At 42.7% G+C, this 22,403-nt stretch carries 22 protein-coding genes and 1 rRNA gene; 6 read left to right on the top strand and 17 right to left on the bottom strand.

What is annotated here, in order from left to right; translation table 11 throughout:
* Positions 1 to 242 precede the first annotated feature (242 nt).
* The 5 genes from rrf to B9T29_RS13655 all read left to right on the top strand — a co-directional run bounded on the left by rrf (position 243) and on the right by B9T29_RS13655 (position 5,138).
* Positions 243 to 357: ribosomal RNA gene (gene rrf, locus B9T29_RS13675) — 5S ribosomal RNA — on the top strand.
* Between the two features lie 416 nt (positions 358 to 773).
* On the top strand, positions 774 to 2,123 hold the full coding sequence (locus tag B9T29_RS13670; protein ID WP_086176448.1) for an aromatic acid/H+ symport family MFS transporter: 1,350 nt from the start codon (positions 774 to 776) through the stop codon (positions 2,121 to 2,123).
* Between the two features lie 110 nt (positions 2,124 to 2,233).
* Positions 2,234 to 3,259 (top strand): YaaC family protein, encoded by a 1,026-nt coding sequence (locus B9T29_RS13665; RefSeq protein WP_086176447.1) that lies wholly within the window; start codon positions 2,234 to 2,236, stop codon positions 3,257 to 3,259.
* A gap of 32 nt (positions 3,260 to 3,291) precedes the next feature.
* On the top strand, positions 3,292 to 3,615 hold the full coding sequence (locus B9T29_RS13660; protein WP_086176446.1) for an ankyrin repeat domain-containing protein: 324 nt from the start codon (positions 3,292 to 3,294) through the stop codon (positions 3,613 to 3,615).
* A gap of 335 nt (positions 3,616 to 3,950) precedes the next feature.
* Positions 3,951 to 5,138 (top strand): PQQ-dependent sugar dehydrogenase, encoded by a 1,188-nt coding sequence (locus B9T29_RS13655; RefSeq protein ID WP_086176445.1) that lies wholly within the window; start codon positions 3,951 to 3,953, stop codon positions 5,136 to 5,138.
* A gap of 69 nt (positions 5,139 to 5,207) precedes the next feature.
* Here the strand turns inward: B9T29_RS13655 and B9T29_RS16195 are convergent, their stop codons facing one another.
* The 6 genes from B9T29_RS16195 to ribF all read right to left on the bottom strand — a co-directional run bounded on the left by B9T29_RS16195 (position 5,208) and on the right by ribF (position 11,412).
* Complete coding sequence (locus B9T29_RS16195; RefSeq protein ID WP_228146616.1) at positions 5,208 to 5,369, bottom strand: TauD/TfdA family dioxygenase; 162 nt, start codon at positions 5,367 to 5,369, stop codon at positions 5,208 to 5,210.
* 426 nt (positions 5,370 to 5,795) lie between these two features.
* Positions 5,796 to 6,338 (bottom strand): NADPH-dependent FMN reductase, encoded by a 543-nt coding sequence (locus B9T29_RS13650; RefSeq protein WP_086176444.1) that lies wholly within the window; start codon positions 6,336 to 6,338, stop codon positions 5,796 to 5,798.
* Between the two features lie 150 nt (positions 6,339 to 6,488).
* Positions 6,489 to 6,971, bottom strand: a complete 483-nt coding sequence (locus tag B9T29_RS13645) for an FKBP-type peptidyl-prolyl cis-trans isomerase (RefSeq protein ID WP_086176443.1) — start codon at positions 6,969 to 6,971, stop codon at positions 6,489 to 6,491.
* Positions 6,964 to 7,506: a signal peptidase II gene (gene lspA / locus B9T29_RS13640; RefSeq protein WP_086176442.1), complete on the bottom strand. Its 543-nt coding sequence runs from the start codon at positions 7,504 to 7,506 to the stop codon at positions 6,964 to 6,966. The genes B9T29_RS13645 and lspA overlap by 8 nt, the downstream gene beginning before the upstream one ends.
* Positions 7,499 to 10,345 carry an isoleucine--tRNA ligase gene (gene ileS / locus B9T29_RS13635; protein WP_086176441.1) on the bottom strand — a complete coding sequence of 949 codons (2,847 nt, stop codon included), beginning with the start codon at positions 10,343 to 10,345 and terminating at the stop codon, positions 7,499 to 7,501. Before ileS ends, lspA begins: the two co-directional genes overlap by 8 nt.
* 65 nt (positions 10,346 to 10,410) lie before the next feature.
* Positions 10,411 to 11,412, bottom strand: coding sequence for a bifunctional riboflavin kinase/FAD synthetase (ribF, locus tag B9T29_RS13630; RefSeq protein ID WP_086176440.1), 1,002 nt, complete (start codon positions 11,410 to 11,412; stop codon positions 10,411 to 10,413).
* Between the two features lie 305 nt (positions 11,413 to 11,717).
* Between ribF and B9T29_RS13625 the strand changes: the two genes are divergently transcribed.
* A complete protein-coding gene (locus B9T29_RS13625) occupies positions 11,718 to 12,281 on the top strand; it encodes a 5'-nucleosidase (RefSeq protein ID WP_086176439.1) in 564 nt (187 codons plus the stop codon).
* Positions 12,282 to 12,360: 79 nt separating this feature from the next.
* Here the strand turns inward: B9T29_RS13625 and B9T29_RS13620 are convergent, their stop codons facing one another.
* From B9T29_RS13620 to B9T29_RS13575, 11 genes are all read right to left on the bottom strand, one after another.
* Positions 12,361 to 12,975, bottom strand: a complete 615-nt coding sequence (locus tag B9T29_RS13620; protein WP_086176453.1) for a TetR/AcrR family transcriptional regulator — start codon at positions 12,973 to 12,975, stop codon at positions 12,361 to 12,363.
* A 345-nt stretch (positions 12,976 to 13,320) separates the two neighbouring features.
* Entirely contained in the window at positions 13,321 to 14,130 is an 810-nt protein-coding gene (locus B9T29_RS13615; RefSeq protein ID WP_086176438.1) for an ABC transporter ATP-binding protein, read from the bottom strand.
* Positions 14,131 to 14,140: 10 nt separating this feature from the next.
* Positions 14,141 to 14,956: an aliphatic sulfonate ABC transporter permease SsuC gene (ssuC, locus tag B9T29_RS13610; RefSeq protein ID WP_086176437.1), complete on the bottom strand. Its 816-nt coding sequence runs from the start codon at positions 14,954 to 14,956 to the stop codon at positions 14,141 to 14,143.
* Positions 14,956 to 16,131 carry an FMNH2-dependent alkanesulfonate monooxygenase gene (gene ssuD / locus B9T29_RS13605; protein WP_086176436.1) on the bottom strand — a complete coding sequence of 392 codons (1,176 nt, stop codon included), beginning with the start codon at positions 16,129 to 16,131 and terminating at the stop codon, positions 14,956 to 14,958. Before ssuD ends, ssuC begins: the two co-directional genes overlap by 1 nt.
* 16 nt (positions 16,132 to 16,147) lie before the next feature.
* A complete protein-coding gene (locus B9T29_RS13600) occupies positions 16,148 to 17,080 on the bottom strand; it encodes a sulfonate ABC transporter substrate-binding protein (protein ID WP_228146617.1) in 933 nt (310 codons plus the stop codon).
* A gap of 90 nt (positions 17,081 to 17,170) precedes the next feature.
* The gene (locus B9T29_RS13595) at positions 17,171 to 18,133 is read right to left on the bottom strand and encodes a sulfonate ABC transporter substrate-binding protein (RefSeq protein WP_086176434.1); all 963 of its coding nucleotides are present in this window, start codon (positions 18,131 to 18,133) and stop codon (positions 17,171 to 17,173) included.
* A 329-nt stretch (positions 18,134 to 18,462) separates the two neighbouring features.
* Entirely contained in the window at positions 18,463 to 19,815 is a 1,353-nt protein-coding gene (argA, locus tag B9T29_RS13590; protein ID WP_086176433.1) for an amino-acid N-acetyltransferase, read from the bottom strand.
* 130 nt (positions 19,816 to 19,945) lie between these two features.
* Positions 19,946 to 20,329 (bottom strand): RcnB family protein, encoded by a 384-nt coding sequence (locus B9T29_RS13585; RefSeq protein WP_086176432.1) that lies wholly within the window; start codon positions 20,327 to 20,329, stop codon positions 19,946 to 19,948.
* A gap of 232 nt (positions 20,330 to 20,561) precedes the next feature.
* Positions 20,562 to 20,966, bottom strand: coding sequence for an RcnB family protein (locus B9T29_RS13580; RefSeq protein ID WP_086176431.1), 405 nt, complete (start codon positions 20,964 to 20,966; stop codon positions 20,562 to 20,564).
* Positions 20,967 to 21,270: 304 nt separating this feature from the next.
* Positions 21,271 to 21,426, bottom strand: a complete 156-nt coding sequence (locus B9T29_RS16310) for a hypothetical protein (RefSeq protein ID WP_171264058.1) — start codon at positions 21,424 to 21,426, stop codon at positions 21,271 to 21,273.
* A 206-nt stretch (positions 21,427 to 21,632) separates the two neighbouring features.
* Complete coding sequence (locus tag B9T29_RS13575; protein WP_086176430.1) at positions 21,633 to 22,379, bottom strand: YciK family oxidoreductase; 747 nt, start codon at positions 22,377 to 22,379, stop codon at positions 21,633 to 21,635.
* Positions 22,380 to 22,403 lie beyond the last annotated feature (24 nt).

Here is a 22,403-nt window from a genome sequence, read left to right as displayed (position 1 = left end):
CGGTGACGCATGAAGCTGACCAATACTAATTGCTCGTGAGGCTTGACTATACAACACCCAAACAGTTGTTGTATAAAAGCTCAATTGATTCGATATTCAGCAAAACAGCTTGATTCATAAGCTCGTTAGTAAGACAATATTCAACTCAAGTATCTCTGTTAATAACTCATTTGACCAAAGCTAGGCAAAACGAAGCAAAAGCAACGTAAATAAGACCATAGCGAGTAATCATAAACAGTTGTGCTGGCGACAATAGCAAGAGTGAACCACCTGATCCCTTCCCGAACTCAGAAGTGAAACCTCTTAGCGCTGATGGTAGTGTGGGATTACCCATGTGAGAGTAAGTCATCGCCAGCTCATTATTCCAAACACCCCCAGCCAAAAGGCTGGGGGTGTTTTTTTTGCGGGGAATATTTATAAATGATATTTCATAAAAATACAAAAATTCAGAACATATATTTTTTAAATTAGAAAATTTTATAGTCGTTTTTATATCCGATATTGTTTAGATTATATTAATAAAAATAAAATGATTGATTGGTTTTTATTCAAAAATGTGACCTGTATCACTCTAATTAATACCAAATCAAAAGTCATTTATTTTGTAAATAAATCCTTTTAATACATATGGATATCTTTAATATTTTAAGGAAAATTCATAATCTTTAGTCTTATTGTTTATAAAAAATCATATGCGTATATTGGCTGCGATAAATTTTACTTAACAATTGATTGTTAGGTATGTGGACAAGTACTCATGGGAGATGAGAACGATGACAACGGAAACTGTAGATATTAATTCTGTAGTCGACAATGCGAAATTTACGCCTTTTCACTTCAATGTAGTTGCTTGGTGTTTACTGGTAATTTTATTTGATGGTTATGATTTGGCGATTAATGGTGTAACTTTACCACTATTAATGAAGGACTGGGGCCTAAGTGCCGTTCAAGCGGGAATGCTTGCCAGTACTGCGCTTGCAGGCATGATGTTTGGCGCGATGATCTTTGGTTCCTTGGCGGACAAGATTGGTCGTAAAAAAGTGATTATGATCTGTATCGTATTATTTAGTGGTTTAACCTTTGCAGGTGGTTTTGCTTCTAATCCCACTGAATTTGGTATGTTACGCTTCCTTGCCGGTCTTGGTATTGGTGGTGTGATGCCAAACCTGGTGGCACTGACTTCTGAATATGCCCCACAAAAGATGCGTAGCACACTTGTGACTACCATGTTCAGTGGTTATGCGGTAGGTGGCGTAATGGCTGCTTTACTCGGCTCATGGTTTACCCCGGATTTTGGTTGGCAAATCATGTTCTTTATCGCGGGTATTCCTTTATTTTTACTGCCTGTAATCTGGAAATTCCTACCAGAATCTTTGTCTTTTATTGTGAAGGTAAATAAGCAGGCTGAAGCACGTCGTATTGTGCGTCGCTTAGCGCCGAATGTAAAAGTAACAGATACAACAACCTTTACCTTACCTCAGGAAAATGTGCCTGAAGCTGCAAACGTGGTGAGCTTGTTCCGTCGAGGTCGTGCAACCAATACTTTATTGTTTTGGGTAGCATTTTTCACCTGCTTGCTGACTATGTATGCACTCAGCAGCTGGTTACCGAAGCTGATGATGGCTGCAGGCTATTCAATGGATAACAGCTTGATGTTCATGATGGTCATGAACATAGGTGCTGTGGTTGGTATTGTCGGTGGTGGTATTCTTGCGGACCGTTTCCATTTAAAACCTGTATTGATGTTCTTAGGTATGATGGGTGCGATTGTGATGAGTCTTATGGGCTTCCAGTCTAACCAGTTCCTGCTTTACATCTTGGTATTCCTGGCGGGTGCAGCTTCGATTGGTTCGCAAATGCTTCTTTATAGTTATGTTGCACAGTTCTATCCTTTGGCAATACGTTCAACAGGTATTGGTTGGTCATCTGCAATTGGTCGTATGGGCGCGATTGTAGGGCCAATTCTGATTGGTGGATTATTGGGTATGAACTTACCTGCGTACTTCAACTTCATGGCAGTGGGTTTACCAGTACTGATTACAGCGATTGCGGTTGCTTTGATTATGCATGACGATGAGTCTGAAAAGATCGGTTCAGCTGAACCAGCAGTGTCTAAAGTTTAGAAGTTAAGTTTAAAAAAGAAGCCTCCGAAAGGGGGCTTTTTAAATTCTGAAATAAAGAATAGTATTAATATAAATATTTATTTTAAATAGAAATTTAATTAAGGGTTCGAATGTCGGCTCATAAGCTTTTTATATCAGGTAAAGCAATTAGTTTACATGGCTGTATAAAATCACCTGACTTTAGATCTTCACGTGTCTTATGTTCTGACCCATGGAATTTTGTATCTCTATGGTTGAAGAAAAATCATCAAAAAGATGCTTTATTTTATTGGGAACAAGCACGTGGTTTTTATACAGCCTCTTTAAACTTAACAGAATTATCAGCTCCTTTAACTTTGTATTATTGTTTTCTAAATGCGACAAAAGCTCTTTTAACAGCTAAAAGTCAGGAATTTGATGAATATCATGGAGTTGGAGGACGAACTACTGGTATAAAAAAATCTTTAGATAATGAAATAGTTGATTTTCAAGGCTCTGGCATATTACCAGCATTATGCAATTATTTAGGCGAGCCAACAAATGCTGGAAAAAACTTTAGTTTAAAAGAGATTTTTTGGCATCTACCTTTTATACATAGAGCTTACTGTTTTACCTATAGTAGTTCTACTGAACTGTTTATCCCCTTAGAAAACCAATGCTTTTTGAGAAGAGATGGAAGTAAAGAAGCTTGGTTTCATGCTGAGATCAATAAAAGATATATTAATGCTCATACTAGAAACACAATACAGCCTGGATTTGAGTTGTATGAAAATAATGGCATATATGAAATTAGGAGAAAAAGACGATTTAAATGGTCTGGTAGAGATATAGAAAGCAGCTTAGTCGAGTTTGCTAAATATCATAGCTCTATTAGAACTAGGATTATTCCTATTTATTCAACACAAAATCGATGGTACTTAAAAAAATCTGTAAAAAATCACAACAATATAAAAAATTCATCTTTAGTTTTGATATATGCTGCAATGCATAGACTAAGTGAATTAAGTCGTTATGACCCTATTTCATTTTCAGGTCATTTTAATGTTAATCATAACTGGTTACTAAACGAATTTATTAAAACTTCAGGTTCACAATTTATTTATGGTATAGCTTCTGAATTAACTGGCCTTGAATTCATGAAGCCTGATGCATTTTAAATCTAGTTTGAATTTGGTTTTTAGGAAAAGCTATGAAACTCAACTCATTCTCCCCAATCCCTGAAGATGATGATGAACTGCATCTTCCTGAACTGGTTTATTGGGCCTCTTTAGGCGACATCGACCAAGTCGAGCAGGCCTTACAGGAAGGTCTAGACGTCAATTCTGCCGATGAAGAAGGCTATAGCGCTTTACACGCGGCGGCTGAAAATGATCATTTAGAAGTCGTGAAACTATTGATCAGTAAAGGTGCAGATATTAATCATCGCAGTACCTATACGGCATTAGAACTTGCTGAAATGGCAGGAAATAAAGACGTTGCAGCTTATCTCAAAAGCTTAAAAGGCATAGCTTAAATCACTTTAATAAAAAAGAAGCCCCATCATCCTGATAGGGCTTCTTTGTATGCGTTGCTTAGATAGAACAGTTGTTCTACCTAACTTCCTGATGCTCAAACCTTATTATTGTTGTTTTCTGTTTGGGAAACGTCCTGTCTCCTGATGAATTTAGAATAAGAAATTTATCTTGAAGGAGATAGAAGCCAATAGAACCATTTTATGTACGTTATGTCTTACACAACTCCCACCAGACCAATCGAAATGAAAGTTTGTTACCAATAAAAAATAGTGATTTTCAATATTTTATTTAGAATAAAAGTGCTGAGCTATTTGAATAGCAAAGGATAATAAAGATGAAAATATTCCGACACTGTATGCTGACCACAACTATATTAATCAGTACATCGAGTTTAACCGCGTGTAATGCACAGACTGACTCTTCAAAAAATTTAGAATCTAAACAAGCCACTGAAACTTCATCTTCTACAGCCGTTTCAAGTTCAGTTAATCAAACTTATAAACTGGCGACCATGACCCAGTTTAATGAACCTTGGGCTATGACCGCATTAGAAGATGGCCGTTTATTGGTGACGGAAAGAAAGGGAAAGTTACAGCTATTTGATTCTCAAACCAAACACAAGACCGAAGTTAAAGGCATGCCTAAAGTGGCCTATGGTGGACAAGGAGGCTTGGGCGATATCGCCTTGCACCCTCAATTTGCTCAGAACCATATCATTTACTTAAGTTATGCAGAAGCAGGACAGGAAGGCTACGGGGCTGTGGTGGCACGTGGTGAATTAGACTTGTCCAATAGCCAAAAACCACAAGTTAAAAACTTAACCACCATTTGGCAACAAGTGTCCAAGGTTCAAGGGCAGGGGCATTATGCTCATCGGCTCCTGTTTGGTCAGGATGGAAAACTTTGGCTGAGTTCGGGTGAACGTCAGAAATTTACTCCTGCCCAAGATATGCAATCCAATTTAGGCAAAATATTGCGTTTAAATGCAGATGGTACAGCCGCCGCAGCTAATCCGTTTAGCGGTCAGGGTGAGGTTGCAAAACAGGTCTGGTCATTGGGACATCGTAATCCATTAGGCATTGCATTTGATGCGCAAGGAAAACTTTGGGTTGCCGAAATGGGTCCCAAAGGTGGGGATGAACTGAACCTGATTCTAAAAGGTGAAAATTACGGTTATCCCGTGGTTTCAAATGGAGATCATTATGATGGTCGAGATATTCCTGATCATAATACCCGCCCTGAATTTAAAGCGCCTGAGATCAGCTGGACTCCCGTTATCTCACCATCCAGCCTGATTTTTTATAATGGTTCCCAATTTCCTGCATGGAAAAATAAAGCCCTGATAGGTGGTTTATCTTCCAAAGCCATTATTGTCGTAGATACAGCCATGAAACCTGTGACTGAAGTTCAGCGCGTGGATATGAAGCAACGTATCCGTGATTTGCTGCAAGCCCCAGACGGTTCAATTTGGATACTGGAAGATGGTAACAATGCCAGACTGCTGAAAATGACTGCGAAATAATGCAGTCCATAATATTCAAAAGCCCTGAGGCGGGCTTTTGAAAAGGTCGGCATTTATGATTTGATTGTATTAGGCTGCATAATGCTCATCGGCATTAAAGGCATTGGCCTGGATCTGGATCAGTTTACGATTGCCTTGTTCGCCATTCATACGCCAATGGGCGATCTTGATATTATCCACAATGGCTACATCACCTTTTTGCCATTGTAGTAACAGGGCATCACGGTACATGGCATCAAAAAAGGTCTACTTGTCTTGATCGTTCCTTTTTATTATTTTGTTGAGAATGGCTGGAATAATTTTGAAGATTATTCCAGTGATTCATCATTTTTGAATGGTGATGATTATAGGGTTTGAAATTTCAGTCGCATGTAAATTTTAGTAGGTTGGGTTCAAGTTTTCGATAAATGGTCAGTCAGATCAACACCCTGGGCAAAAAAAAGCCCCGACATCCTGTCGAGGCTTTTTCATATTCATTTTAAGGTATAACTCCTGTCGTACCTTGCAGCATCCTGCTGTTATATCGCTTATCTTCTTAGTTTTAAACTTAGAGACTTCCTGTCTCGGTATGAGTTAAATATATCGTGAAAGGTAATGTGTGAAAAGTAGATATATTCTTCAACTTTTGTAAGCTTAAGCGTACAACAGTTCTTCACATCAGGAACTTACGTATTGAATCAGTTTATCTAGCACATTTTTTAAGGTTTTTTCATCAAAGTCATTGGGTTCAAATTCTTCGGTTTTATTACGTGAAAAAATATCGCGAATTTCAATGACTGCATTACTGTCAACTAAGCCAAGTTGTGTTCCAACCTGGCGAATCTGGTCTATGGAACGGGAGCCATTGGTGGCACCGTAGCCAATATACGCTGCAGGTTTACCTTGCCATTCTTTACCGACGTAATCGAAGGCATTTTTAAGCGCTGGACTGTAGCCATGATTATATTCAGGGCTGATAAAAATAAAGGCATCGCCCGAAGCCACTTTGTCGGCCCAATCTTGCTGTTTGGGTTGATCATAAATGCCGGTAATGGGTGGATGGCTGCCGGCAAAAATTGGCAGATTCCATTCTTTTAAATCGACCAGTTCGGCCTGAACGGTACTAAAATTGGCTTGATCGATGCTGCGTTTTACCCAGCGTGCTACTTTAATTGCAGTCCGGCCTTCACGCACGCTACCCACGACAATATATATTTTCATGTATTGAGCCTAAATTTTTAAAATTTTCATCTCTAACTTATTATGAATGTTATTCATTGAATATTATGGATTTGTATTTTCAAATCTTGTGATAAAAACAGAAAATAAAAAAGCTCCCGAAGGAGCTTTTAAAGGCATAAGGCTGAAACCTTACATAATTTTAATGCCTTGCTGGCCTGCAGGAGTCACTTTAAAGATTTCGACTTCAAAGGTAATATCTTTGCCGGCAAGCGGGTGATTGAAATCAATTTCAGTAATATCTTCACCAACCGATTTCACCACGCCAAATAAGCTTTGCTTGGCTTTATCTTCAAACTCAATCATATGACCTACAACAGGGGTCTGCTCGAATTTAACCGTGTCAAACTTTTGTACGTTTTCAGCATTCCAGGGACCAAAAGCCTCTTCAGGAGGAAGACTCACGGTACGACGGTCACCAGCACGTAAACCGAAGAGGGCTTTTTCAAAGCCCGGCAACAAGCTGCCATCACCCATCACGAGGCTGACAGGTTCTTCACGGTTACGGGTGTTGTCAATTTCCACGCCATTTTCAATGGCCACGGAAAAATGCAGCTCTACTTTAGAGCCATCTTCAATACGAGTTTCCTCGTTTGGATTAATAAAATCAGTCATTGTGTTGCGCTTCCGCACGTTGAATACGTTGTTTTTCTAGGAAAAACGTATCGATCAGGAGCAAGATAGTACCCACGGTAATGGCACTATCGGCAATATTAAAAGCAGGAAAGTGGTGGTTCTGATAATACACGTGAATAAAATCGACCACATAACCTAAGCTTACACGGTCAATCAGGTTACCGATGGCACCCCCCAGAATCAGGGCAATCGCCATAGGCAAAATCACGGTTTTTTTCGGCATACGCATCAGCCAAAACACAAAAATCACAGACACTAACGCTGCCAGCGAAGTAAAGAAATAGCGTTGCCATCCACCGGCATCGGACAAGAAACTAAAGGCTGCGCCATAGTTATGTAGCAATGTCCAGTTTAAAAAGGGCAGTACAGGTACAGGATCTGCATAATTCAGATGGGTTGTTGCAAACCATTTGGTCCATTGATCCAGAAGAATGGCAACAATGGATAATCCCACCCACAGCAAATTGTGTGGGTAGAACTGAAATAAGCCCTTTTTATTTTGCGGATTAGGCATACTTTCTCTCTTCGCCTTGACCTGTAGGAAGGTTAATAATACAACGAGAACAAAGACCTGGATGTTCGTGATGTGTATTTACATCAGGCAGAACATGCCAGCAGCGTGCACATTTTTCGCCATCTGCTGCTGAAACTTTAACGCGTAAACCTTCAAGATCGGTCGCTTCACCTTGGGCTTCATCCAAGTTATTCACCAGCACTTGTGAAGTAATCAGTACGAAACGAAGTTCATCACCAAGTTGATCCAATACCGCTTTTAATGCCGCATTGGCCCAAAGTTCAACTTTGGCTGAAAGGTTAGAACCAATCAGTTTGGCATTACGTGCCGCTTCAATTTGCTTGTTTACCGCAGATTTAACGCTAATTAAAGTCTGCCAGTCGGCTTCTGAAACTAGGTTTGCAGTTGAAGCCACTGGAATGTCATACCACTCAGCTGTGAACACGTATTTCTCGGTTTGACCTGGAATCAGTGGCCAAGCTTCTTGAGCAGTAAAGGTCAAGATTGGTGCCATCCAGCGAACGAAAGCTTGTACCAGATGATATAGTGCAGTTTGTGCAGAATGACGTGCCTGAGAGTCCGCTTTGGTGGTGTATTGACGGTCTTTGATGATGTCGAGGTAGAAACCACCCAAGTCATTGATACAGAAGTTGGTCAACGCGTTAGTAACGATATGGAAGTTCATATCTTCATAAGCTTGCTGAATAGTTTTTTGTACATCGCTTGCGCGTTGCAAGATGTATTGATCCAAGGCAATCAACTGATCGACTGGCAATGCATCAGTTGCTGGCTGGAAACCGTTCAAGTTGGCAAGCAAGAAACGCAATGTGTTACGGATACGGCGGTAACCGTCCGAGGCACGGCTAAAGATTTCTTTACCGGCAGTCATTTCATAACGGTAATCCGCAGAGGCGATCCAGAAACGTAAACCGTCAGCACCCATATCTTTAATGATGTCTTGCGGAGTGATTACGTTACCGATCGACTTCGACATCTTGCGGCCTTTTTCATCTACCACGAAGCCATGAGTCAACAGGCCTTTATAAGGCGCACGTTCATTGATGGCAATTGAAGTCAACAATGAAGACTGGAACCAGCCACGGTGCTGGTCTGAACCTTCAAGATACAAATCAGCAGGGTCTGTCAATTCTTCACGTTCACGAAGCACGGCAAAGTGGGTTGTTCCAGAGTCGAACCATACGTCTAGGGTATCGCGTACTGCATTGTACTGTTCAGCATCGGCACCGATGAACTCAGAAGCATCACGGTTATACCAGCCATCAATCCCTTCCTGTTCGATCAGTTTCGCAACTTCTTCGGTCAATTCCGGGGTACGTGGGTGCAATTCATTGGTATCTTTATGTACGAAGAACGGAATTGGCACACCCCAGGTACGTTGACGTGAAATACACCAGTCCGGACGACCTTCGATCATTGATTGGATACGGTTTTTACCCCAATCCGGTACAAAGCTGATGTCATTTTCAATTGCATTGAGTGCATTTTGACGTAAGCCTTTGGCATCCATGCTGATGAACCATTGTGGTGTCGCACGGAAGATAATCGGGGTTTTATGACGCCAGCAATGTGGGTAGCTATGCTTGATGGGGTGATGTGCCCAAAGTTTGCCCGCTTCACTTAATGCTTCAATAATTTTAGGGTTGGCTTTATAAATGTGCTCACCGGCAAAAATCGGTGCAGTTGGTAAATACACACCATTACCGCCGACTGGATTATCGACTTTCAAGTTATACAGTAGGCCAACTTTATAATCATCCACACCATGGCCAGGCGCAGTATGTACCGCACCAGTACCGCTGGTTGCAATCACGTGTTCACCTAAAATTACGGGTACCTGACGGTCGCTAATTAAAGGATGTTGCAGTTGTAGGTTTTCAAGTTTGCTACCGGCAAAATCTGCGATCATTTCAACGGTGCTAAAACCATAACGTTCAGTTGCAGATTCAACCAGATCTTTCGCCAGGATAAAGTTTTGTGCAGATTTATCTTCACCACGTGCTTTTACCAACTGGTATTCAATTTCCGCGTGCAGGGCAACTGCCTGGTTGGCAGGAAGTGTCCAAGGGGTAGTGGTCCAGATTACGATGTCAGTGCGGTCAGTCACTTGAATGCCTAAACGTACAGACAGATCTGCCAAATCAACGACGGTAAAACCGACATCAATCGCGTCCGATTTTTTATCTTCGTATTCAACTTCTGCTTCAGCCAATGCCGAACCACAGTCCAGACACCAGTTCACAGGTTTTAAACCCGGTTCAATATGACCGGCTTTGGCAATGGCACCCAGCGAGCGAACAATGTCGGCTTCCTGTTTGAAGTTCATGGTGAGGTAAGGATTGTCCCAGTCACCAAACACGCCCATACGTATGAAGTCTTTCTTTTGTAGTTCGACTTGAGTGTAGGCATATTCACGGCAGGCTTTACGGAAGGTAGACGCATCAACTTTAACGCCCACTTTACCGACTTTTTCTTCTACTTTGAGTTCGATTGGCAAACCGTGACAGTCCCAGCCCGGTACATACGGTGCATCAAAACCGTCCATGATACGGCTTTTAATAATGATGTCTTTTAAGACTTTATTGACCGCGTGGCCCAAGTGGATTTGACCGTTAGCATAGGGAGGGCCATCATGAAGCACATATTTTTTCTTGCCAATACGCGATGCACGAATCTGCTGATAAATGTTGTCGGCATACCACTCTTCTAACCATTTCGCTTCACGTACTGCCAAATTTGCTTTCATTGCAAATTCAGTACCTGGGAGGTTTAGCGTGGCTTTATAATCCACTGCATTTTCAGGAGTTTGCTTATCGCTCATGCAAGTTGTCTTCCAATTTAATCAGTCTTAGGCTGACGCGTTTTACAATAAAAAAATATGGGGATTTAAAAGGGAAAATTGGGGGTGTTGTGTCTAAACTCAAGCAGTTTTTCTACATCATCGTCAATTCCCGCTTTCAATGCTTCAAGCGAAGGGTAGTCCTTTTCACCATGTAAATAGTTCAAGAATGTCACCCGCATTAACAGGCCATACAGATTAGCAGAAACATCAGGAAAATGTACTTCTAATCGCCATTCGGGATGGACTTGTTTGATGGCCGGTCGTGTACCCACATGTCCTGCACCAAACAGGGCCGTGGATTCATAGCCTGCAATCCCCAATTTTTCAGGATTGTCGGCCTTCACTTTATCTTTTAAAGATTCGGTTTCACATATCACTTCTACGCCGTAAATCCCGTTCAAACAGGGTTTATGACGTTTCAACGCTACATTAATGGTTGGAAAATCAATGGTGCGTCCAATTTGATCACCATATTGTACCCGACCCGTGATGCTATAGGGACGTCCCAGCAATTTGGCCGCCAAGGCTAAATCACCCGCTTGTAGCGTCTGGCGGATTCGGGTGGAACTGATACGTTCACCCGCTAAGGCTACGGTGCTTAAATTGGTCACCTGAAAACCATAATTTTTTAAAAATTCACTATTGCCTTGACGGTTTTTACCGAAATGAAAGTCGTCGCCTAAAACCAGGGAATCGGCATTGAGTTTGTGTTTTAAAATGTCGGCAAATTCTTCAGCACTTAAGCTGCGGAAATGATTATCAAATTTGGCTACTGCAATATAGTCGACACCGAGCTCGGTGAGATATTCGACTTTTTCACGTAGTGAGGTGATCCGTGGCGGCGCCTCATACCCTTTAAAAAATTCCAGAGGTTGCGGCTCAAAAATCATCACCAGGGTTTTTAGATTCTGGGCTGCTGCCTGTTCTTGAAGCTGTTTGATCATTGCCTGATGACCCAAATGTACGCCGTCGAAATTACCAAGGGTCACGGCAGTTTTTGGCAATTGAAAATCTGGCGCTAAAGCATTCAGGCGGAGCAGCTTCATGGGCGAATCAATAAGTGAAAAGTTATCAGGGCTATATATTGCCATAATCTTAGGCTTTCGTCTTGTTGTTGTGTTTTCATACAAAAAAATATTGGATTTTTGTCAAAAAAATAGTGTTTGAAAAAGATCGGAATGTAGAAGATCAATAGCGTTGAAGAACAGATCAGTCAGTTCAAATATTCAAGTGAATCAGGATGTATTAAATGCTTAGATAGCAGGATGATCATGATTTTAAATTTGCACTCATTCGCTAATTCTTTTCTAATGTGCACACTTTAAAATTTACACATACACAAGGTTTCGCTATGTCTGACTTGGCTTTAATTATGGCATTGCCGAATGAATCTAAAGGTCTGTTTGAACAGGCAGGCATAGAGGTGCATTACAGTGGCATTGGTAAAGTCAATGCTGCATTTAAAGCCTTTGAAGTGATTCACAGGACCGGTTGCAAGACCTTACTTAACTTGGGCACTGCGGGAAGTTCACATTTTAATGCGCATGAACTGGTGGAAGTGAGTACCTTTGTGCAACGCGATATGGATGTATCGCCGCTCGGTTTTGCAGTCGGTGTGACGCCGATGGATCATGATTATCCTGCAGAAATTCATTTGCAGTCCTATTTTCAGCATTTGCCTCAAGGCATTTGCGGAACGGGCGATAGCTTTGAAACGGGATTGCCCAAAGTGCCGTGCAATTTGGTGGACATGGAGGGCTATGCGATGGCCAAAGTCTGCAAGAAATTGGGTGTACGATTTATTTCAGTGAAATATATTACCGATGGGGCCAATGAAACTGCGCATTTGGATTGGGAAGAAAATTTATTATTGGGTGCGCAAAAGCTGTCAAAATTATATCAAACGATAAGATAAAACTGCGAAGAGTGGTAATTCGGCGACCATAGTGGGCTATGGTCGTATGCCAAAATTATCATCAATGATAATTTAAGGTTTATGAACGGGGAATCACGCCATATAACATCATATGTACAGTATGCTGGATGCAACGTTGCTGCATTGAACGGTTACGCAAGGTTTTACCCGTGACCATTTCCATTTGGGTAGCAAAATCTGCATAGTTTTGCGTCAATGCCCAAATATTCAAAATCAGCAGTTCAGGATCAATTTCTTTGGCAATTTTCCCCTGTTCCTGCCACACGCTAATCACTTTAGCCTTGCGCTTAAACAGTTTCTTTAAAGGACCTTTTAGAATTGGCAAAATATGCGGGGCACCTTGAATCACTTCCAGCGCAAACAGTCGGGATGCTTTCGGTTGAGTGCGAGAAACCTCAATTTTTTGCATTAAATAGTTGCTAATGGCTTCTTCTGGTTCCAGCTCGGATTCCAGCATTTGCAGTGGCGCAAGCCATTTCTGTAGAACGGTGGTGAGCACTTCTACATATAAAGCTTCTTTATTTTCATAATAATAGAAAATATTCGATTTATGCATTTCAGCAATCTGAGCAATCTCGTCTAAGCTTGCCCCATTAAAACCGTAAAGGGAAAATACATCGAGTGCAGCATTTAGCAATTGATGTCTTTTTTGTGTACTCTTTTTTTGTTCCATTGGCAAATTTAAAAAATTAAAGGGGAAAGGCAAATTGTACGGCAAATCGGCAGATTTGTGCATTACTAAAAATTGCATTTTTATTATAATTGATAGTTTATTCTGTAGGTTAGCTATTTAATGAGTTAAAAATCCTATAGGGCCTACAGATAGGCAATGATTGCATTTTTTATATAAATGATTAAATGGGATTGATTTTTTGGGTAAATGATACGACTGGTCTTTTGTGTTCAGATTTGGTGCGGTTTTAAAAAAATTAAAGAGTATGTTTAGGCTGGACTAAAACATGTATAAACCGAGGCAGGATAACGGATTGTTTAGATTCGTTATCGCCGTGTTGCATGCTCAGGTTGCCAATACCGCATTTAATACTTGCTGTTCCAGCTCGGTAAAGGTGTAATCTTTTTTACGTGGTCGAGGCAAATCAACTTTAAACTGCTGGGCAATGTGCCCCTTATCTAACAGGATAATCCGGTCGGCCAGTTGTACGGCTTCACTGACATCATGGGTCACTAAAATGGCGGTAAAGCCCTGTTCAGTCCAGAGTTTTTCAATCAGGTTCTGCATGTCCAAACGGGTGAGTGCATCCAGTGCACCTAGGGGCTCATCGAGCAGCAAAATACGCGGTTTATGCGATAAGGCCCGGGCCAGTGCAGTACGCTGACGCTGACCGCCTGAAAGTTGTGATGGCCACAGTCCTGCCTTTTCTTTCAGGCCGACTTTTTCTAGCAGGGCAGAGGCATTGGCTTGATGCTCTTTGGCTAAACCCAATTGTACATTTTGCTCAATACTCCGCCATGGCAACAGTCGTGGATCCTGGAACATGACCCGAATGTCATCGCTGGTGATGCCTTCGCGAATATGACGTGCTGATTTAAACTTGATTTCGCCATAGCTCGGTTGTTCCAGATCGGCAATCAGACGCAGCAGGGTACTTTTCCCACAGCCACTGCGTCCAACAATGGCCAGGAATTCACCCGGTTGAATGTGCAGGTCCAGATCTTCCAGAACTTTCACTTCACCATAGAATTTGTGCAGCTGTTCAATCAGAATTTCTGCACCCACCACAGCGTTGGGGTTGATATCTGTATGGTCAGGTTGTTGAGGTATGGAGCGTTCTTCAGAAGCATGACGCCCGATGCTTAAATCAGTCATGTCTTATTCCTTATTTTTGATAGCCAGCATGCCAACGCAGCAGGTATTTTTCTAAAGCGACGGCCAATACATCCGCCAGTTTTCCAAGCAGGGCGTAAAGTAAAATCCCCACCAAGACCACGTCAGTTTGTAAGAATTCACGTGCATTCATGGTCATATAACCAATGCCGGATTGAGCGGAAATGGTTTCGGCCACAATCAGCAGCACCCAGACCAGACCCAGTGCAAAGCGTAATCCGACCAGAATTGACGGCATCGCACCCGGTAAAATAATTTCTTTGTACAACTGCCAGCGCGTTAAACCGTAGCTTTTACCCATCTCGATCAATTGTGGATCGACTGAGCGAATGCCATGATAGGTATTGATATACAGCGGGAAGAACACGCCTACAGCGACCAAAAACAGCTTGGCAGATTCATCAATCCCGAACCATAAAATCACCAAAGGAATTAAGGCCAAAGCCGGGATATTACGGATCATCTGTAAAGTGGTATCCAGCAGGGTGGAGGCTGTCTTCGAAGAACCATTGAGCAGGCCGAGTAATAAACCCAAACCGCCACCGACCAATAAACCAAGCAGGGCACGTCCGGCACTCACTTTGACGTGTTGCCAAAGTTCACCACTGATCAGCAGATGCCAGAATGCAGCTACGACCGCCGTCGGTGCAGGTAGAATACGGCTTTCCAACAACCCGGTACTGGAGGCAATTTGCCAGACCAGAATTAGGGCAATCGGGAACAGCCAGGGCAGCAAACGCTGCCCAAATTGTGTTCCACGTGAAACCTTGGGTTTCGCCAAGGCTCCCGTAGAAATGCTTGTGCTCATTAAGCCGGCTCCTGATATTTCACTTCCTTCTTGGCCTCATCAGCAACATAGTTATTTGCCACGATTTCACCAAAAGGACCAGTCAAGTTCGGTTGAGCCAGTTTTTTACGGGTTTCTAAAGGCAACAGCGGGAACACCAGTTCGGCAAAACGAATGGACTCTTCCAGATGTGGGTAGCCTGAGAAAATAAAGGTATCAATACCCAAGTCCGCATATTCCTGAATGCGTGCAGCGACAGTTTCAGGGTCACCCACCAGTGCTGTACCTGCACCGCCACGAACCAGGCCTACACCTGCCCAAAGGTTTGGAGATACTTCAAGTTTAGTGCGGTCACCGTTGTGCAGTTCTGCCATACGACGCTGGCCGACGGAATCCATCTGTTTGAATTTTTGTTGTGCAGCGGCTATGGTGGCATCATCCACATACTGAATTAGCTCTTCAGCAGCAGCCCATGCCTGTTCATTGGTTTCACGGACAATCACGTGTAAACGGATACCGTAACTTAAACTACGGCCTTTGGCGGCAGCTTTGGCTTTGACATTTTCAATTTTTTCTTTCACGGCTGCTGGTGGTTCGCCCCAAGTCAGGTAAGTATCGACCTGGTCGGTGGCCAATTCCACGGCTGCATCGGAAGAGCCGCCAAACCAAAGCGGTGGGTAAGGCTGTTGTACCGGTGGATAAAGCAGTTTTGCATCATCGACACTTAAATGTTCACCGTGGAAAGTGAAACTTTCACCCGTATGTGAACGTTTTAAAATTTCACGCCAGATGGTGGTGTATTCAGCCGCAGTTTCATAACGTGTCGCATGATCTTCATAGACACCGTCACCTTTAAGCTCTTGCTCATCACCACCAGTGACCAGGTTCAGCCGAACGCGACCGCCAGACAAACGGTCAAAAGTTGCTGCCATACGCGCAGCCAGTGCCGGCGTGGTGACGCCTGGACGTAATGCCACCAGGAATTTCAAATTTTTAGTGGCATCGATCAGGCTGGCAGCGGTAATCCATGGATCTTCACATGAACGGCCGGTTGGAATGAGTACGCCTTCATAACCCAGGTTATCTACCGCGACCGCAATCTGTTTCATATAAGCATGATCGACCTGACGGGCGCCTTTGCTTGTGCCTAAATAACGACTGTCACCATGCGTAGGAATAAACCAGAAAATTTTCATTGCATTGATCCTTAGATTATTTGCCTGCCCAAACGGCTTGCTGAATATTGATAGATTTCGGAATGATCTTGAGTTCGCTAAAACGGTTGGCGAGCTCTTGCTGATCGGCAATCACTTTTTTGCTGAGCAGAGCAGCACCAGACGGGTTAGGACGGCGCTGGATAAAAGTCTGGCTGACAATCGGTTTCAGACCTGTGCTTTGAGCAAACAGGCTTGCAGTCGCAGCCTTGTTGCTTTGTACCCATTTATCGGCAACATTAAGCTGCTTGATAATGCCTTTGAGTGCCTGAGGATGATTTTTAACCAAATCATTTGAAGCCAGATAGAAGGTGTAATTTGGACTTAAGCCTTTACCTGTGGTCAGTACCTTGGCCTTATCTTCCAGTTGTGCCGCAGCATAGTACGGATCCCAAATGGCCCAGGCATCGATCGCACCTTTCTGGAAAGCCGCACGGGCATCAGCCGGACTGAGCCAGATTGGTTGAACATCTGTCCATTGCAAACCGGCCTTACGTACTGCCTGCACCAATAGATAATGTGAGCTTGAACCGCGGTGAACCCCAATACGTTTACCCTTCAGCTGGCTGAGCTGGGTAATTTTGGAGTTGCTTGGCACCAAAATGGCAGAAGCCAAAGGTTTTGCCGTCTCATAAGCAAAATAATATAGTGGCTTGTTGCCTGCCTGCGCATAGACAGGCGGTGTATCGCCTGTTGAACCGATATCCACAGAACCGACGGCTAGGGCTTCTAAAATTTGTGGACCGCCCGGAAATTCATTCCAGCTAATTTTCGCGTTGGGAAATTCCTGTTCAAATAACTTTTGCTGTTGTGCAATCACCAGATTGACAGAAGATTTTTGATAACCCACACGTAGCTGTTTCACCGAAGGATCCACAGCCCAAGCGGCACTTGAACCCAACATCGCACAAGCAACTAACATGGCATTCATGCCATGACTGGAGGTCTTGAACCATGTGATTGCTTTGTTGTGTGGCTGATGCTGAGTCATTGTTAAATCCCCTGAATTTTGTTCTATGGCTTACTTCGCTAAAATCGCGGCTTGAATATTGAGTTTGTTTGGAATCAGTTTTTGCTGATAAAAGGCATCGGCAACATATTGCTGCTTTTGCACTACTTCATTAGAAATCGGTTGTACCCCAAAGCCCATGCGGGAAATGGAGGTTTTCAGGATCTCGCTAGACAGGCCTGTTGGTTTTTCCAGCAGCTTGGCGGCTTCGTCCTGATGTTGGGATACCCATTGGGTGGTGGTGTTTAATTCATTCACGACAGCTTTCAGCACATCCGGATGCTGCTCGGCAAATTTACGGTCTGCCAGATAGAACTGATGGTTACTGACCAGGTTTTCGCCGTTTGCAATCACACGTGCGCCAATCTGCTTTTCAGCGGCAGCAAAGAACGGATCCCAAATCACCCAGGCATCGACTGCACCTTTCTCAAATGCGGCGCGTGCATCCGAAGGCGGTAAATACACTACCTGGATGTCATTCAGAGTCAGCTTGTTGGCTTGTAACACTTTTAACAGTAGATAATGAACATTTGAGCCTTTATTCAGGGCAACACGTTTACCTTTTAAATCCTGGATGCTGTGAATGGCTGAATTTTTTTGCACAATTAATGCTTCTGCTTTAGGTGCTTCCGGCTGGTTGGCGATATAAACCAGATTTGAATTGGCGGCCTGTGCGAAAATAGGTGGCGCTTCACCTGCCTCACCTAATACAACACTGCCGACATTTAAGCCTTCAAGCAGTTGTGGACCTGCAGGGAACTCCACCCATTTCACATTGACGCCTTGCTCTTTCAACGCCGTTTCTAAAGTGCCGCGTTCTTTAATAATCGGTAACAAGCCATATTTTTGGAAGCCAATATTTAAGGTGACCGTTTCAGCTTCTTTTTTTCCACAACCTGACATCATCATTGCGCCAGCAACTAGTGAAGAAAGGACCAGTGATTTCGCCCAGAATTTTGTTTGAATGGCGCTCATGTATGTGTGCTCCGCAACAATGAAGTGTTGAATATTGAACACATACGCTAAAGCTTTTTCTTTTTCGAAAAAAATAAAAAAATTGAAATTCTTAATGAGGAAAAAAGATAAATAAAAAAGAGAAAAACTTATGTAGAAAAGTGATTTATAAGAACCACAAACTATATAGTTTTAATAAAATAAGTTATTGATATTTAAATCATTAAATTCTAAATCTTGAGCCAGTATAAGGTTATGCAAAAACCACCTAAATAAATCATTATAAATTTCAGGACATTCAGAATAAAGATATAAAAAATAAAGCTATAGCAGTGATAAAAAAAGCCACTTTAAAGTGACTTTTTGAATACCAAGGAATTGCGTTGATAGTTATATAAGGCCTGACGTGCATTCGGCAGGTCATCGACACTGGCAGGTTCAAAACCATGCTCGACAAACCAGTGTGCAGTCCGGGTGGTTAAAACAAACAGTTGCTGAATGCCCAGGCTTTTGGCCTTGTCTTCCAGATAATGCAAAATCTCGCTGCCGCGGTTGGATTTTCGATAAGTCGGATCGACCGCTACACAGGCAATCTCGGCCGATTTAATTTCATTGGCTGAAGCTGGAATCGGGTACAGGGCAGCACAGGCCAAAATCATCCCGTCCCGTTCAATCACCGAAAACTGTTCAATTTCACTTTCTAATCTTTCACGTGAACGATAGACCAGAATGCCTTCTGCTTCCAGTGGGCGAAGCAAGTTCATTAAACCACCGACATCCTGAATATTGGCAGTACGCACATCTTCATAATGGGCATCGGTCATCATGGTGCCCGCACCATCGCGAGTGAACAGTTCTTCCAGCAAGGCCCCATCGTAGGTATAAGAAATCAGATGTACACGATTTACCCCTTGCAGTGAGGCATTTTTTGCCCCACGCAATTGCAGGGCAATATCGGGGTTGGAATCCTGATATTGCAAGATCTGCTGATCCAGCTGATGCGGGGCAATTTCACGTTGCAATTGTCCCAACTCGTTCACCAAGCCTTGTTGCTTACCCAAAAATATCAGCTTGTCGGCTTTCAGCAGAATGGCGGTATTGGTGGCAACTTCTTCTGCGATCAGGTTAAACACCTCACCGGTACTGGAATAGCCGGTTGGTCCAAGCAACACAATATTATGATTTTTCAGATGTCTTTGGATGGCATCGGTATCGACCGTTCGCACTTCCCCAGTGAGCTGGAAATCAACACCATCTCGAATGCCATAAGGTTTGGCGGTGACGAAATTGCCTGAGATCACATCAATACGGGCTCCGTACATCGGAGAGTTGGCCAGTCCCATGGAAAGCAGCGCTTCAATTTGCAGGCGAATAGACCCGACCGCATTCATCACGCAACTTAAGGATTCACGTGTAGTAATCCGGCGGTGATTATGAAAAGGGGTTTGAATGCCGCTGGCTTTCAGGTTCTGGCTGATTTGCGAACGGGCACCATGCACAAGAATCAGACGAATGCCTAAAGAATGCAGCAGGGCAATGTCATGAATAATATGCTGGAAATTTTCATGTTGTACCGCTTCACCATCAAACATGATGACAAAAGTTTTGTTGCGGTGGGCATTAATATAAGGCGCAGAATGTCGAAACCAATGCACATATTGTAAATTTGTGCTTTGTGATGTTTCAGATGAATTCGTTTGCATGCCTATCTCAAAATAAAAATTTCCTGCTTTGATTCTAATCAAAAAACGGCATAGGGGAAGGGTCAAAATAAAAAAACACCTGAACAAATTCAGGTGCTTTTTAAAGGAACAGGAGGCTTAAACGAAGTTTTTAGTTAATGATGCGCACAATGCGGTCAGTACGTTCATTCACTAACACATAGTCACCGTTGACTTTGTACCATTGCTGATAACGGCCCGTATCCGGTAAGCGGCGTGCTTCACGGTCGCTCACTTTATAGCCGGATGAGCTAAATACGCGCGGGAAGTTTTGGCCTGAACGCCAGTCACGGCTTGGGTTTACTCGTTTGTTGTCATAGCGATTATTGTCATAACGGTTGTGGTCATAACGATTGTTATTGTCCCAGCGCTGGTCATGTTGTGAATGTGCCTGCTGATAACGATGATCATCATAACGATGGTCTGGTGCTGCCATCGCTGAAGTTGCCATTAATGCAGATAAAGAAAGTGCAATTGTAGTCAGAACTTTTTTCATTACTTTCACCCTAGATCATTTCGGTATATGTTTTCGATGATTCAAAATTAGCGGAAAAGTAGAGATAAACGATGTTGGAATCTTAGTTGAATTGTGAAATTGATGGAGAAAAAAAGAAGATTGTAAAAGTGCTGAAAGTCATACAGTTAAAGGGTGATATTGAAAAAAAATCACAGTGCAGAAATAAAAAAACCCAAACCGGAGTTTGGGCGTGGAGAAGTTAAAATAGCGTTTAAAACCCTTGAATACGCACAATGTTATTACTATCCGTATCGACTAAAATATAGTCATTATTAATTTTGTACCATTGCTGATTACGCGACGGTTTAGGCAGGTCATGGCTTTTATAATCGACTTTATAACCATCGCCACGATAATGCTGCGGCATCACATAACCGGGTTGCCATTTATGCTGTTGTAGACGCTTGAATCCGCGTTCTTCACGCATACGGCGTTTGTCCTGCATGTCATCATCATTATCATCTTCACGAAAATCGCGACTGCGGTTAAATTTTGGCTGATCGGATTGATCCCAGCCACGATGATTATTGTTTTTTTCATGAGGTCCGGCAATGCTGGCACTGTTTGCCATCAATGCACTGAAAGAAATTGCCAAAACTGTCAAAATCTTTTTCATGTTGAACCCTCATAGAAAAGTTATTAATTTCATGGCTGCTAATGTACGAAAAAATTGCAGAGAAACTGTGAAGATAGATCACGCATTTCTTAAAAAATGCAGAGATAATAAGGATATTCTTGCAACATCTCTCATTATTCAAAAATCTTGAGCAATTTTATAGAGCTATAAAATACTCGAAAACTTTCTGCGGATGAAAATTTTGTATCAAAGTTCTGCAAATTATTTTATGGAGTAAAAGATTTTCTTTCCAAACAAGAAACAGCCATGCTTTGGCTGTTCACAGGTCGTTCATAAGTGGGCATTAGTTCCATTGTTCAATCAGGTTTTGTAATGAGGTGACTGCTTCAGCAATGGTTTCTGCCTGTTGGGCATCATCCAGACCACGGATCAAGACATTCGAAAGTTGTAAATTTTCAATGCTGCGAATCGTTTCAAGCTTACGCTTCTGATCAGCCATGTTGAGCTTCCTCATTCTGTATGTTTTTCAATGAAGATCAGCATAGGCTGATTTTATTGATTTATAAAACCGAATATTTTTATTAAATTTATTTAAAAATACGATTTATGATTTGAGGATTAAAATCAGGCTGAATGTTTGGAAGCGGCTTGAGGATAAAAAGGGAGCACTATCTGCTCCCTTTAGTTAAACGTATTGCCCAGGGATTAATCCTGTGCATCAATACTTTGACCATTCAGATGCAGGCTATCGTCACCCATCAAGTATAGGTAAGCCGGCATAATGCTTTCCGGTGTCGGCAGAGTTTTGGGATCTTCGTCCGGATAAGCCTTGGCACGCATGGCGGTACGGGTTGCACCCGGATTGATACAGTTATAACGCACATTCGGATAGACATTTTCTTTGGCAAAAATCTGGTTCACCGCTTCAATGGCAATTTTGGATACTGAATAAGCTCCCCAACGTTCCCGTGCTTCACGACCAACACCGGAACTGGCAAAAACCACCGAAGCATGCTCGGATTTTTCCAGTAAGGGCAGCAGTTCCTGGGTCAAAATAAAGGGAGCACGCAGATTCACAGCCATCACATCATCCCAGACATCTACCGGGTAATGCGCCAGTTCGGTACGTTCTCCCAATATGCCGGCATTGTGCAAAATGCCATCCAGGCGACCGAACTGTTGCGTTAAAGTATCGACCAGTAATTCATAGTCACGAGGAGAGGCGCTGGACAGTTGCAAAGGTAGAATAGCCGGTTGTGGCGCACCCAGACTTTCAATTTCATCATAGATGACTTCCAGTTTGTTTAAGGCACGTCCATGCAGAACTACAGTGGCACCATGCAGGGCATAGCTCATTGCAGCAGCACGACCAATACCATCGCCCGCACCTGTAATCAGGATAATGCGATCTTTTAACAGATCGGGGCGAGGTTGATATTCTGAATATTTCATTGCATACCTCCTCGTTTATATTGT

This window comes from Acinetobacter sp. ANC 3903 (assembly GCF_002135315.1).
Taxonomy (GTDB): Bacteria; Pseudomonadota; Gammaproteobacteria; order Pseudomonadales; family Moraxellaceae; genus Acinetobacter.
This window is presented reverse-complemented; position numbering and strand designations above follow the sequence as displayed.

Coding starts and splice junctions, on each gene's coding strand:
- ssuD (WP_086176436.1), bottom strand. CDS start 16,131: ATGAAAATTTTCTGGTTTATTCCTACGCATGGTGACAGTCGTTATTTA.
- B9T29_RS13655 (WP_086176445.1), top strand. CDS start 3,951: ATGAAAATATTCCGACACTGTATGCTGACCACAACTATATTAATCAGT.
- B9T29_RS13665 (WP_086176447.1), top strand. CDS start 2,234: ATGTCGGCTCATAAGCTTTTTATATCAGGTAAAGCAATTAGTTTACAT.
- ssuC (WP_086176437.1), bottom strand. CDS start 14,956: ATGAGCACAAGCATTTCTACGGGAGCCTTGGCGAAACCCAAGGTTTCA.
- B9T29_RS13595 (WP_086176434.1), bottom strand. CDS start 18,133: ATGAGCGCCATTCAAACAAAATTCTGGGCGAAATCACTGGTCCTTTCT.
- B9T29_RS13585 (WP_086176432.1), bottom strand. CDS start 20,329: ATGAAAAAAGTTCTGACTACAATTGCACTTTCTTTATCTGCATTAATG.
- B9T29_RS13600 (WP_228146617.1), bottom strand. CDS start 17,080: ATGAATGCCATGTTAGTTGCTTGTGCGATGTTGGGTTCAAGTGCCGCT.
- B9T29_RS13575 (WP_086176430.1), bottom strand. CDS start 22,379: ATGAAATATTCAGAATATCAACCTCGCCCCGATCTGTTAAAAGATCGC.
- B9T29_RS13645 (WP_086176443.1), bottom strand. CDS start 6,971: ATGACTGATTTTATTAATCCAAACGAGGAAACTCGTATTGAAGATGGC.
- B9T29_RS13670 (WP_086176448.1), top strand. CDS start 774: ATGACAACGGAAACTGTAGATATTAATTCTGTAGTCGACAATGCGAAA.
- B9T29_RS13625 (WP_086176439.1), top strand. CDS start 11,718: ATGTCTGACTTGGCTTTAATTATGGCATTGCCGAATGAATCTAAAGGT.
- B9T29_RS16310 (WP_171264058.1), bottom strand. CDS start 21,426: ATGGCTGATCAGAAGCGTAAGCTTGAAACGATTCGCAGCATTGAAAAT.
- lspA (WP_086176442.1), bottom strand. CDS start 7,506: ATGCCTAATCCGCAAAATAAAAAGGGCTTATTTCAGTTCTACCCACAC.
- argA (WP_086176433.1), bottom strand. CDS start 19,815: ATGCAAACGAATTCATCTGAAACATCACAAAGCACAAATTTACAATAT.
- ribF (WP_086176440.1), bottom strand. CDS start 11,412: ATGAAGCTGCTCCGCCTGAATGCTTTAGCGCCAGATTTTCAATTGCCA.
- B9T29_RS13620 (WP_086176453.1), bottom strand. CDS start 12,975: ATGGAACAAAAAAAGAGTACACAAAAAAGACATCAATTGCTAAATGCT.
- ileS (WP_086176441.1), bottom strand. CDS start 10,345: ATGAGCGATAAGCAAACTCCTGAAAATGCAGTGGATTATAAAGCCACG.
- B9T29_RS13615 (WP_086176438.1), bottom strand. CDS start 14,130: ATGACTGATTTAAGCATCGGGCGTCATGCTTCTGAAGAACGCTCCATA.
- B9T29_RS13650 (WP_086176444.1), bottom strand. CDS start 6,338: ATGAAAATATATATTGTCGTGGGTAGCGTGCGTGAAGGCCGGACTGCA.
- B9T29_RS13580 (WP_086176431.1), bottom strand. CDS start 20,966: ATGAAAAAGATTTTGACAGTTTTGGCAATTTCTTTCAGTGCATTGATG.
- B9T29_RS16195 (WP_228146616.1), bottom strand. CDS start 5,369: ATGTACCGTGATGCCCTGTTACTACAATGGCAAAAAGGTGATGTAGCC.
- B9T29_RS13660 (WP_086176446.1), top strand. CDS start 3,292: ATGAAACTCAACTCATTCTCCCCAATCCCTGAAGATGATGATGAACTG.